Consider the following 12,216-nt stretch of genomic DNA (forward strand, 5'->3'; position numbering starts at 1 on the left):
TCCGTTTGGCGCCATACCTTAAAGGAAACGGCGCGTTCAGGTCGAGTTTATTAATTGTGGTCGAACCCGCCCCGCAGGGCCAGTTCAACGATATTGCAGAAAGACGTTCTCGCGGCCGAACTGGTCACGCAACGCTTGAATCAAGCTGTCGGCAGGGTCGATGCGCCAGCCCTCGCCGAACTGCAGCGTCGCCTTGGCATCGCTGCTGGTGTACTCCATGGTGATCGGGCAGGCGCCACGGTGCTGACGGCACAATTTGCCAAGCCAGCTGAGCCGATCACCCCCCAGCCCGTCGGCGTGCACCTTGAGCCGCAAGCTTTCGGCCAGGTTGGTGCGCGCATCCTCCATGCTCATCACGCGCTTGACGCGCAGGCGCAGCCCCCCGGAAAAATCGTCGTTGCTGACCTCCCCTTCCACCACCACCATGGCATCGGTCTGCAGCAGCGACTGAGCGGACATGAAGGCATCGGCGAACAGCGACGCCTCGATACGTGCCGAACGGTCATCGAGGGTGATGAAGCCCATCTTGTCGCCCTTCTTGTTCTTCATCACGCGCAGGGCGATGACCATGCCGGCCACCGTCTGGGTCTCGCGCGAAGGCTTGAGGTCGATGATGCGCTGGCGTGCGAAGCGGCGGATCTCGCCTTCGTATTCGTCGATCGGATGCCCGGTCAGATACAGCCCCAGGGTTTCCTTCTCGCCGCGCAGCCGCTCCTTGAGCGTGAGTTCCTTGGCCTTGCGATGGCTGGCATAGACATCGGCGTCGGCTTCGACGAACACCCCGCCAAACAGGTCGTCGTGGCCGCTGTCGTGGGTGCGTGCAGTCTGTTCCGCTGCCTTGATCGCCCCTTCCATGGCCGCCAGCAAGACCGCGCGGTTGCGATCGATGTTGGCTTGGTAGGCCTTGGTTTCATCGTGGAAATGCGGGCCCAGCCGGTCGATCGCGCCACTGCGGATGAGGCCGTCGAGTGTGCGCTTGTTGATGCGCTTGAGGTCGACGCGCTCGCAGAAGTCGAACAGGTCCTTGAACGGGCCGGCCTGACGCGCCTCGATGATCGCCTCCACCGGGCCTTCGCCGACACCCTTGATCGCGCCCAGCCCATAGACGATGCGGCCGTCGTCGTTGACCGTGAACTTGAACTCGGAATTGTTCACGTCCGGCGCGTCCAGGCGCAGCTTCATGGTGCGCACTTCTTCGATCAGGGTCACGACCTTGTCGGTGTTGTGCATGTCCGCCGAGAGCACCGCAGCCATGAACGGCGCCGGGTAGTGGGTCTTGAGCCAGGCGGTCTGGTAAGACACCAGGCCGTAGGCGGCAGAGTGGGACTTGTTGAAACCGTAGCCGGCGAATTTTTCCACCAGGTCGAAAATGTTGCCGGCCAGGTCCGGGTCGATATTGTTGTTTGCGCAGCCGTCAATGAAGCCACCGCGCTGCTTGGCCATCTCCTCGGGCTTCTTCTTGCCCATGGCGCGGCGCAGCATGTCGGCACCACCCAGGGTGTAGCCGGCCATCACCTGGGCGATCTGCATCACCTGCTCCTGATACAGGATGATGCCGTAGGTCGGCGCCAGCACCGGTTTCAAGCCTTCGTACTGGTAGTCCGAGTGCGGATAGGCCAGCTCGGCGCGGCCGTGCTTGCGGTTGATGAAGTCGTCCACCATGCCCGACTGCAGCGGCCCCGGTCGAAACAAGGCCACCAGGGCGATCAGGTCTTCCAGGCAGTCGGGCTTGAGCTTCTTGATCAGCTCCTTCATGCCGCGCGACTCGAGCTGGAACACCGCCGTGGTCTCGGCCTTCTGCAGCAGCTGATAGGTCGGTTTGTCGTCGAGCGGAATGAAAGCGATGTCCAGCGGCGCTTCGTCGACCTTGGCACGGTCGCGGTTGATGGTCTTCAACGCCCAGTCGATGATGGTCAGGGTGCGCAGGCCGAGGAAGTCGAACTTGACCAGGCCGGCGGCTTCCACGTCATCCTTGTCGAACTGGGTCACCAGGCCATCACCGGCTTCGTCGCAGTAGATCGGCGCGAAGTCGGTCAACTTGGTCGGCGCGATCACCACACCACCGGCGTGCTTGCCGACGTTACGCACCACGCCTTCGAGCTTGCGAGCCATGTCCCAGATTTCCGCAGCTTCTTCATCGACCTTGATGAAGTCGCGGAGAATCTCTTCCTGTTCGTAGGCTTTTTCCAGGGTCATGCCGACTTCGAACGGAATCATCTTGGACAGCCGGTCGGCCAGGCCATAGGACTTGCCCTGCACCCGCGCCACGTCGCGCACCACCGCCTTGGCCGCCATGGAACCGAAGGTGATGATCTGGCTCACGGCATTGCGGCCATACTTGTCGGCCACGTAGTCGATGACCCGGTCGCGGCCATCCATGCAGAAGTCGACGTCGAAGTCGGGCATGGAGACCCGCTCGGGGTTTAGAAAGCGCTCGAACAGCAAGTCGTATTCCAGCGGATCGAGGTCGGTGATCTTTTGGACGTAGGCCACCAGCGAGCCTGCGCCCGAACCTCGCCCGGGACCGACCGGCACGCCGTTGCTCTTGGCCCACTGGATGAAGTCCATCACGATCAGAAAGTAGCCGGGAAAGCCCATCTGGATAATGATGTCGAGCTCGAAATTCAGCCGGTCGACATAGACCTGGCGGCGCGCCTCGTAATTCTCGGTGGTGTCCCTGGGCAACAGCACGGCAAGCCGCTCTTCCAGGCCGTCGAACGAGACCTTGCGGAAATACTCGTCAATGGTCATGCCATCGGGAATCGGATAGTCGGGCAGGAAGTGCTTGCCCAGCTTGACGTCGATGTTGCAACGCCTGGCGATCTCGACAGTGTTTTCCAGCGCCTCGGGCAAGTCGCTGAACAGCTCGGCCATTTCCTCGGCGCTCTTGAGGTACTGCTGGTCGCTGTAGTTCTTGTTGCGGCGCGGGTCGTCCAGCGCCCGGCCTTCACCGATGCACACGCGGGTTTCGTGGGCTTCGAAGTCGTCCTGCTTGATGAAGCGGACGTCGTTGGTGGCGACCAGTGGCGCGCCCAGACGGTCGGCCAATGCTACGGCCGCGTGCAGGTACTCCTCGTCGTTGGTGCGATTGGTCCGCTGCACCTCGACATAAAAGCGCTCGGGAAAAATCGCCATCCATTCGCGCAACAGGTTGTCGGCATCGCCTGGGTAACCGCCCAGCAGCGCCATGCCGATCTCGCCTTCCTTGCCCGCCGACAGGCAGATCACCCCTTCACTGGCTTCGGCCACCCACTGCCGTTCGACGATCACCTGGCCGTTGCGCTGGCCCTCGATGAAGCCACGGGAAATCAGTTCGGTGATGTTGCGATAACCCACTGCGTTCATTGCCAGCAGGCTGATGCGGCTCAACTGGCCATCGGGGTCGCGGTTGGCCAGCCACAGGTCGGCGCCGCAGATCGGCTTGATGCCGGCGCCCATGGCGGCCTTGTAGAACTTCACCAGCGAACACATGTTGTTCTGGTCGGTTACCGCCACCGCCGGCATGTTCATGCCGGCCAGCGCCTTGACCAGCGGCTTGATCCGCACCAGGCCGTCGACCAGCGAGTATTCGGTGTGCAGGCGAAGATGAACGAAGGAAACCGACATGTTGATCCTATGGGTTGCGGTAGAACGACAAGGCCCGGATTGTACCGGGCCTTGATCAAAACATCAGCCTGCTAGACCCAGGCGGGCGCTTGATCGCTGCTTTCGCGCGCCTGCCATGCGGCGCGGACCGGTGCGAACGAACGCCGGTGAATGGGCGTCGGGCCCAGCCGGGCCAAGGCTTCCAAGTGCACCGGCGTGGGGTAGCCCTTGTGCCCGCCCATGCCGTAGCCAGGGTAGATCAATTCGAAAGCGGACATTTCCCGATCGCGACTGACCTTGGCCAGGATCGAAGCGGCGGCAATCGCCGGGACCTTGGCATCGCCCTGGATCACCGGGGCGCTGGGCACGTCCAGTTGCGGGCAGCGATTGCCGTCGATCAATGCAAGCCTTGGCGTGATGCTCAAACCCTGTACCGCTCGCTGCATGGCCAGCATGGTTGCGTGAAGAATGTTCAGGCGGTCGATCTCTTCGACTTCGGCGCGAGCGATGCACCAGGCCAGGGCTTTTTCGCAGATCTCTTCGTAAAGCAGTTCACGACGCGCTTCGGTAAGCTTTTTCGAATCGTTGAGCCCGAGGATCGGCCGCCGCGGATCGAGAATCACCGCTGCGGTCACCACCGCTCCGCACAGCGGCCCGCGGCCGACTTCGTCGACACCGGCAACCAGTTCCTCGACCAGATCGAAATCCAGGCCCATCTGCAGTTGCCTGCTCGTCTGTGGAGGCTTAGCCATCGTTCCTGCCTATCAGTTGCAACACGGCCTCGGCCGCCTGGTTGGACGCATCACGGCGCAGGGTGCGGTGAATCGCATCGAAGCCGCTGGTCTGTTCTTCGCCGCTCGCCAGCAGAGGCAGCAGGCGGTCGACCAAGGCCTGAGGCGTGGCGTCATCCTGCAGCAGCTCGGGAACCAGCATGCGCTGGGCCAGCAGGTTGGGCAACGACACGTAGGGGCTCTTGACCATGCGCTTGAGGATCCAGTATGTCAGTGGCGCCAGCCGGTAGGCGACCACCATCGGGCGCTTGTACAACAGGGCTTCGAGGGTGGCCGTGCCGGAGGCGATCAGTACCGCATCACAGGCTGCCAGCGCGGTGTGCGAGTCGCCATCGAGCAAGGTCACCGGCAGTGTGCGCCCCACGAGCATCTGCTCCAGCTGCGCACGGCGCTGCGGGTTGGCGCAGGGAATCACGAAGCGCATGTGCGGTTGCGACTGCAACAGCAACTGGGCGCTGTCGAGGAACAACCCGCCCAGGCGCCCGACTTCGCCGCCGCGACTGCCCGGCATCAGTGCCACGACCGGAAAATCACCCGCCAGGCCCAGCTGTGCCCGGGCCTGGCCACGGTCGGCGTGCAGCGCAATGGTGTCGGCCAGGGGATGGCCGACGAAACGGACCGGTACGCCCTGCTCTTCGTAGAACCTGGCTTCGAAGGGCAACAGCGTGAGCATCAGGTCGCAGCCCTGGCGAATCTTCAGGACGCGCTTCTGCCGCCACGCCCACACCGAAGGGCTTACGTAGTGCACGGTCTTGATCCCGGCCTGACGCAGCTTGAGCTCGATGTTGAGAGTAAAGTCGGGAGCGTCGATGCCAATGAACACGTCCGGCTTGCACGCGATCAGCTCGGCAATCAGCTGCTTGCGCCGTGCCAGCAGTTCGCGCAGACGACCCAGCACCTCGACCAGGCCCATGACCGACAGGCGCTCCATGGGGAAGCGGCTGACCAGCCCTTCGGCTTCCATCAGAGGACCACCGACGCCGATGAACCGAATGTGCGGATGGCGTGCCTTGAGCGCACGCATCAGACCCGAACCGAGGATATCGCCGCTGGCTTCGCCTGCCACCAATGCCACGGTCAGCGCTACGGGGTGTGACATCAGCGGGTAATGCCGCGGGTCGAAGACTGGATCGACTTGAGGAACACGTCGACTTCAGGGTGCAGACGCGCAGGCTCGGCCAGATCGAGCAACGCCTGCTCCACGGTCAAGCCACGACGATAGACCGTCTTGTAGGCACGGCGCAGAGCGTGGATGGCGTCGTCGCTGAAACCGCGGCGGCGCATGCCTTCGAAATTCATGCTGCGGGCTTCGGCCGGGTTGCCGAACACCGTGACATAGGCTGGCACGTCCTTGCCGATGGCCGTGCCCATGCCCGAAAAGCTGTGGGCACCGATATGGCAGTACTGGTGAACCAGGGTGAAACCGGAAAGGATCGCCCAGTCATGCACGTGCACGTGGCCGGCCAGGGCCGTGTTGTTGACCAGGATGCAGTGGTTGCCGATCACGCTGTCGTGCCCGATGTGGGCGTACGCCATGATCAGATTGTGATCGCCCAGCGTGGTTTCGGCGCGGTCCTGCACGGTGCCACGGTGAATGGTCACGCCTTCGCGGATGACGTTGTGGTCACCGATGACCAGGCGCGTTTCTTCGCCCTTGTACTTGAGGTCCGGCGTGTCTTCCCCGATGGAGGAAAACTGGTAGATGCGGTTGTGCCTGCCGATGCGGGTCGGCCCCTTGAGGATGACATGGGGACCGATCACGGTGCCCTCGCCGATTTCCACGCCCGCACCAACGATCGACCAAGGGCCGACTTCGACGCCATCTGCCAGAACGGCGGACGGGTCGATGATGGCGCGAGGGTCAATCAAACTCATAGCTTGCGTTCCGCACAGATGATCTCGGCCGAGCAGACCGGCTTGCCGTCGACCGAAGCCTTGCAGTCGAATTTCCAGATCTGCCGCTTGCAGCTGATGAACTTGGCTTCCAGGATCAGTTGGTCACCGGGCAGCACGGGCTGACGGAAACGCAGTTTGTCCGAACCCACGAAGTAGTAGAGCGTACCGTCGGCCGGTTTGACATCGAGCATCTTGAAACCAAGGATGCCGGCAGCCTGGGCCATGGCTTCGATGATCAACACGCCCGGCATGATCGGGTGCGCGGGAAAGTGACCATTGAAGAACGGCTCGTTGATGCTGACATTCTTGTAGGCGCGAATGCTCTGGCTTTCGACGTCCAGCTCCACTACGCGATCCACCAGCAGGAAGGGATAGCGGTGCGGCAGGTATTCGCGAATCTCGTTGATGTCCATCATTTCGGGGGGAAGCCTGTAGTAAAGATAGGGAGCGCGCGGCTGACGCGCGACACTCCTATTGCAAATCAAGGGGCAGTCTAGCGGCTGGGCACACTTGATATGGAAAGGGTATCAGCCATCAGATGACGCTTTACCGCCTTGGGTCACTGCCTCGACACGCTTTTCCACCTGCTTGAGGCGGCGCGCCATGTCGTCCAACTGCCGCAGTCGCGCGGCGCTCTTGCGCCACTCGGCCGCTGGCTGCATCGCCGTACCCGAGGAATAGGCACCGGGTTCGGTGATCGAATGGGTCACCATGGTCATGCCGGTGATGAATACCCCATCGCAGATCTCGATGTGCCCGACCAGGCCTACACCGCCTGCGAGCATGCAATTCTTGCCGATCTTGCTGCTTCCCGAGATGCCGACACAGGCGGCCATGGCGGTGTTGTCGCCAATCTGCACGTTGTGGGCAATCTGGATCTGGTTGTCGAGCTTCACGCCATTGCCGATCAAGGTATCGGCCAACGCGCCGCGGTCCACGGCGGTGTTCACACCAATCTCGCAGTCGTCACCGATGCTGACCCCGCCGATCTGGGCGATCTTCTGCCAGACGCCCTTCTCGTTGGCGAAACCAAAGCCCTCGCCACCGAGCACCGCACCGGACTGTATGACCACGCGCTTGCCGATGCGCACGTCGTGATAGAGGGTCACGCGCGGCGCCAACCAGCCACCTTCACCGATCTCGCAGCGCGCACCGATGAAGCAATGCGCGCCGACGGTCACCCCGGCAGCGATCCGGGCACCGCTTTCGATCACGGCGAACGGCCCGACACTGGCGGCAGCATCGACCTGAGCGTCGGCTGCAATGACAGCCGTGGGATGAACACCGGCACTGGCGCGAGGCTTGGGATCGAACAGGTGGGAAATGCGCGCATAGGCGAGGTAGGGATCGGGAACGATCAATGCATCGCCCTGAAAACCTTCGGCATCGGCCGCCTTGAGCAGTACGGCGCCGGCATGGCTGTCGGGGAGGAACTTGCGATACTGCGGGTTGGCCAGAAAGCTCAGCTGAGCTGGGCCGGCCTCCTGCAAGGTGGCCAGCCCAGTGATGATCTTCTCCGGGTCGCCACTGACCGTGGCCCCTAGGAACTCGGCCAACTGGCCGAGCTTCATGGTCGCTGTCATATCAGCGCGACTGATTCATGCGCTCGATGACCTGGCGCGTGATGTCGAACTGAGGCTTGACATCAATCACGGCACCGCGCTCCAGAACCAGGTCGAAGGCGCCCTTCTTGATGACTTCTTCGACGGCGCCGTCGAGCTTGGGCTTGAGCTGCTTGAGCATTTCGCGGTCGGCAACGGCCTTGGCTTCGTTCAGTTCCTTGGACTGGAACTGGAAGTCACGCGCTTTCTGCTTGAATTCGAGCTCGAGACGTTCGCGCTCGGGCTGGGCCATCTTGTCGCCACCGGCAACAAGACGGTCCTGAATGCTCTTGGCGCTGCTTTCCAGGGTTTTCAGCTTGCTCAGTTGCGGGCCGAATTTCTTCTCGGCATCGACCGCGTATTTCTTCGCGGCGTCGGACTCGAGCAAGGCCATCTGATAGTTCAGAACGGCGATTTTCATGTCGGCGAAGGCCGGAGCAGCACCCAACGAGGCGGCGAGCGTCGCTGCCAGAACAACCATTTGAGTCAACTTGCGCACGATAAACTCCTACAAAATCCGTTGTTGTTGCCAAGGAACAGACCTTAGAAGGTCTGGCCCAGAGAGAATTGGAAGACCTGGGTTTCGGCATTGTCAGGCTTCTTGACCGGCATCGCCAGGCTGAAGCTCAACGGGCCCAGGGCGGTGATCCAGGTCACGCCCAAGCCTGCGGAAACGGCCATGTTGGCGATGTCGATGTCGTTGCATTCGTTGAGCTTGGCACCATTCGGGTCACGTTTGACATTGCAATTGGTGTCGAACACGTTACCCACGTCGACGAACAGCGAGGTGCGCAGCGAGCGCTGATCCTTGACGAACGGCAGCGGGAAGAGGACTTCGGCACCACCGGTGATCTGTACGTTACCACCGAAGGCCAGTGGATCCTGATCCGGGTCCTCCAACGTGCCGCGTCCAGGGTTTGCCTGACTCGGCGTACTGCGCGGACCCAACGTGCTGTCCTTGAAGCCACGGACCGAGTTGAAGCCACCGGCATAGTAGTTCTCGTAGAACGGCAGGCCGTCGGTGGAACCGTAGCCATCGCCGTAACCCAGCTCGGTGTGGAAGCGCATGGTGTAGTTTTCGGTGATCGGCACGAACGCCTGGTTGCGATAGTCGATCTTGAAGAACGACAGGTCGCTGCCCGGGATGGTCACTTCACCGGTCAAGCTTTGCGAAGCACCGCGGGTTGGCAGGACGCCCTTGTTCAAGGTGGACGACGACCAGCCGGCCGATGCCTTGAAGTTGAGGAACTTGTCGCCTTCCTTCTCGGTGAAATCGAAAATCTCTTCGACGGTATAGGTACCTGTCTTGATCTCGTCCTGCTGCACGCTCAGGCCGAAGGTCAGGCGCGAGGTTTCGCTGATCGGGTAGCCGAAGTTCATGCCGGCGCCGAGGCTGTCCACGGCGTAGCTGGCCACGTCGACGTCGAGGTCGTCGTAGTCGGTGGTGCGGTAGAACGCGTTGTAGCCCAGGCTGACACCGTCCGGCGTGTAGTACGGATCGGTGTAGCTGAAGTTGTAACGGCTCTGGTATTCGCTGCGGGTCAGGCCGATGGACACACGGTTACCGGTACCCAGGAAGTTGTTCTGACTGATCGAACCACCCAGGATCAAACCGGCGCTCTGGGCGAAGCCGACGCTGGCGGTGATGGAACCGGAGGCTTGCTCTTCCACGGCGTAGTTGACGTCGACCTGGTCGTCGGTACCCGGCACGGCCGGCGTCTCGACGTTCACTTCCTTGAAGAAGCCAAGGCGTTCGAGGCGGGTCTTGGATTGGTCGATCAGGTAGGTCGACGCCCAGCCACCTTCCATCTGGCGCATTTCGCGACGCAGCACTTCGTCTTCCGACTTGGTGTTGCCACGGAAGTTTATGCGGTTGACGTAGGCACGCTTGCCCGGATCGACCACGAAGGTGATGTCGACGGTATGGTCATCGTCATGCGGCTGAGGCACGCCGTTGACGTTGGCAAAGGTGTAGCCGTCGTTACCCAGGCGGCGGGTGATCAGCTCGGAGGTCGAAGTCATGACCTTGCGCGAGAACACCTGGCCCTTCTTCACCAGCATCAGCTGCTGGACCTGGTCTTCGGGAACCTTGAGGTCGCCGCTGAGCTTGACGTCGCGAACGGTGTATTTTTCGCCTTCGTTGACGTTGACTGTGATGTAGACGTGCTTCTTGTCCGGGGTGATCGACACCTGGGTGGAAGCGATGTCCATGTTGATGTAGCCACGGTCCAGGTAGTAGGAACGCAAGCGCTCCAGGTCACCGGACAGTTTTTCACGTGCGTACTTGTCGTCGTTGCGGAAGAACGACAGCCAGTTCGACGTCTTGAGTTCGAACAGGTCGGTCAGGTCTTCTTCGGGGAAGACCGAGTTGCCCACCACGTTGATGTGCTGGATGGCCGCGACCGTGCCTTCGTTGATATTGATCTTCAGGGCCACACGGTTGCGTGGCTGAGTGACCACTTCGGTATCGACCGAGGCCGAGTAGCGACCCTGGGCGACGTACTGGCGCTGCAGCTCGTTGCGCACGCCTTCGAGAGTGGCGCGCTGGAAGATCTCGCCTTCGGCCAGACCGGACTGCTTGAGGCCCTTCATCAGGTCTTCGGTGGAGATGGCCTTGTTGCCTTCGATGTCGATACTGGCCACCGAAGGTCGTTCGACCACGGTGATCACCAGGACGTTACCGTCCCGGCCCAGCTGGATATCCTGGAAGAACCCGGTTTTAAAGAGTGCACGGGTCGATTCCACCAGGCGACCGTCGTCGGCCTGGTCACCTACGTTCAACGGCAACGCGCCAAACACGCTGCCGGCGGAAACCCGCTGCAGCCCGTTGACACGGATATCGGAGATGGTGAAGGACGCGGCGTGAACTTCAGCGATCATCAGTACGGCAAGAACCGCAGTTAGCAGCAGACGTTTCATGAAGTCCTTTCTTATTCCAACTGGCAATAAACAAACTGCCGCAGAAGCGGCAGGTTCGCAAACGAGCGAAGCGTTACAGTCGACCCAGATCGTTTATCAGGGCAAGCAGCATGACCCCAACCACCAGACTGATGCCGATCTGGATTCCCCAACCCTGTACCCGATCGGAGACTGGGCGACCACGCACCCACTCGATCAGGTAGAACAACAGATGCCCCCCATCCAGTACTGGAATGGGCAGCAAATTGAGAACTCCGAGGCTTATGCTCAGGTAGGCGAGGAAATTCAGGAAATCCCCAAAACCCGACTGGGCCGAAGCGCCCGCCACTTTAGCAATGGTTATCGGTCCACTCAAGTTTTTTACCGAGAGCTCGCCGAACAGCATTTTCTTCAGGGAATCAAGGGTCAGCACGCTCATGGTCCAGGTACGCCTGGCGCCCTCGACCACGGCATCGAGCGGTCCGTAGCTGACTTCGCGCAGCATCTGCGGTGGCCACTCGACCGGTTTCACCCCGGCGCCGAGGTACCCGGCGGCCTTGCCTTCACCCTTGGAAACCAGGTTGACCGGGACATCCAGTGGAGCGTTGTCACGCTCCACGCGCAGCACGATCCGACTGTCCGGACGTTCGCGGACCAGGTCCACGACCTGCTGCCAATCGCCCAGGGGCTGGCCGTCCAGCGCCAGCAGGCGGTCCCCGGTACGCAAACCGGCGGCCTGCGCCGGGCCGTTGGGATCCAGCTCGGCGAGTATCGGCGCCAGCGCCGGACGCCATGGACGGATGCCCAGCGAGCGGATCGGGTCGGGTTCGTCGGAGCCCTGCAGCCACTGGTTCAAGGCCAGCGAGCGAGTGGCTTCATTGCTGGAGCCAGGTTCGCGCACGGTCAACTGCAAGGCACCGGTTTCGCCCAAGCGCCTTACCATTTGCAGGTTCACCGCCGCCCAGCCGGAGGTGCTTTCGCCATCCACCGCGACGATTTCCTCACCTGCCATCAGACCGGCGGTTGCCGCGATGCTGCCCGGCTCGACCGAACCGACCACCGGCTTGAGCTGCTGAGTGCCCAGCATCGCCAGCAGCCAGAAGAACACCAGGGCGAGCAGAAAGTTGGCCGCAGGGCCGGCGGCGACGATGGCGATGCGCTGACGCACGCTCTTGCGATTGAACGACTGCTCGACCTGATCGGCCGGCACGTCGCCCTCGCGCTCGTCGAGCATCTTGACGTAGCCACCCAGCGGAATCGCCGCGACGACGAACTCCGTGCCCTGGCGGTCATGCCAGCGCAACAGCGGCGTGCCGAAGCCCACCGAAAAACGCAGCACTTTGACGCCACAACGCCGTGCGACCCAGAAATGGCCGAACTCGTGAAAGGTAACCAGCACACCCAATGCCACCAGGGTGCCGATAATCATGTAGAGCGCACTCATA

General features: G+C 61.8%; 9 protein-coding genes. All 9 read right to left on the bottom strand.

From position 1 onward, the window contains the following. Nucleotides 1–84 precede the first annotated feature (84 nt). The 9 genes from dnaE to rseP all read right to left on the bottom strand — a co-directional run bounded on the left by dnaE (nt 85) and on the right by rseP (nt 12,215). Entirely contained in the window at nt 85–3,606 is a 3,522-nt protein-coding gene (dnaE, locus tag IFT57_RS22215; protein ID WP_192152682.1) for a DNA polymerase III subunit alpha, read from the bottom strand. Nucleotides 3,607–3,677: 71 nt separating this feature from the next. Continuing rightward, nucleotides 3,678–4,307 (bottom strand): ribonuclease HII, encoded by a 630-nt coding sequence (gene rnhB / locus IFT57_RS22220; RefSeq protein WP_163007437.1) that lies wholly within the window; start codon nt 4,305–4,307, stop codon nt 3,678–3,680. Nucleotides 4,308–4,329: 22 nt separating this feature from the next. Beyond that, complete coding sequence (lpxB, locus tag IFT57_RS22225) at nt 4,330–5,475, bottom strand: lipid-A-disaccharide synthase (protein ID WP_192152683.1); 1,146 nt, start codon at nt 5,473–5,475, stop codon at nt 4,330–4,332. Further along, nucleotides 5,475–6,251: an acyl-ACP--UDP-N-acetylglucosamine O-acyltransferase gene (lpxA, locus tag IFT57_RS22230; protein WP_122714035.1), complete on the bottom strand. Its 777-nt coding sequence runs from the start codon at nt 6,249–6,251 to the stop codon at nt 5,475–5,477. The genes lpxB and lpxA overlap by 1 nt, the downstream gene beginning before the upstream one ends. Continuing rightward, on the bottom strand, nt 6,248–6,688 hold the full coding sequence (gene fabZ, locus IFT57_RS22235) for a 3-hydroxyacyl-ACP dehydratase FabZ (RefSeq protein ID WP_043185101.1): 441 nt from the start codon (nt 6,686–6,688) through the stop codon (nt 6,248–6,250). Before fabZ ends, lpxA begins: the two co-directional genes overlap by 4 nt. Nucleotides 6,689–6,799: 111 nt before the next feature. Then, nucleotides 6,800–7,855, bottom strand: coding sequence for a UDP-3-O-(3-hydroxymyristoyl)glucosamine N-acyltransferase (gene lpxD / locus IFT57_RS22240; RefSeq protein ID WP_122795107.1), 1,056 nt, complete (start codon nt 7,853–7,855; stop codon nt 6,800–6,802). Nucleotide 7,856: 1 nt separating this feature from the next. Continuing rightward, entirely contained in the window at nt 7,857–8,372 is a 516-nt protein-coding gene (locus tag IFT57_RS22245) for an OmpH family outer membrane protein (protein WP_043185097.1), read from the bottom strand. A gap of 44 nt (nt 8,373–8,416) precedes the next feature. Beyond that, complete coding sequence (gene bamA, locus IFT57_RS22250; RefSeq protein ID WP_192152684.1) at nt 8,417–10,792, bottom strand: outer membrane protein assembly factor BamA; 2,376 nt, start codon at nt 10,790–10,792, stop codon at nt 8,417–8,419. A 73-nt stretch (nt 10,793–10,865) separates the two neighbouring features. Next, on the bottom strand, nt 10,866–12,215 hold the full coding sequence (gene rseP / locus IFT57_RS22255; RefSeq protein ID WP_122795109.1) for a sigma E protease regulator RseP: 1,350 nt from the start codon (nt 12,213–12,215) through the stop codon (nt 10,866–10,868). Between the last annotated feature and the right edge of the window lies 1 nt (nt 12,216).

The organism is Pseudomonas sp. CFBP 13719 (assembly GCF_014842095.1).
Lineage (GTDB): Bacteria > Pseudomonadota > Gammaproteobacteria > Pseudomonadales > Pseudomonadaceae > Aquipseudomonas.

Coding starts and splice junctions, on each gene's coding strand:
- dnaE (WP_192152682.1), bottom strand. CDS start 3,606: ATGTCGGTTTCCTTCGTTCATCTTCGCCTGCACACCGAATACTCGCTG.
- lpxB (WP_192152683.1), bottom strand. CDS start 5,475: ATGTCACACCCCGTAGCGCTGACCGTGGCATTGGTGGCAGGCGAAGCC.
- lpxA (WP_122714035.1), bottom strand. CDS start 6,251: ATGAGTTTGATTGACCCTCGCGCCATCATCGACCCGTCCGCCGTTCTG.
- fabZ (WP_043185101.1), bottom strand. CDS start 6,688: ATGATGGACATCAACGAGATTCGCGAATACCTGCCGCACCGCTATCCC.
- lpxD (WP_122795107.1), bottom strand. CDS start 7,855: ATGACAGCGACCATGAAGCTCGGCCAGTTGGCCGAGTTCCTAGGGGCC.
- bamA (WP_192152684.1), bottom strand. CDS start 10,792: ATGAAACGTCTGCTGCTAACTGCGGTTCTTGCCGTACTGATGATCGCT.
- rseP (WP_122795109.1), bottom strand. CDS start 12,215: ATGAGTGCGCTCTACATGATTATCGGCACCCTGGTGGCATTGGGTGTG.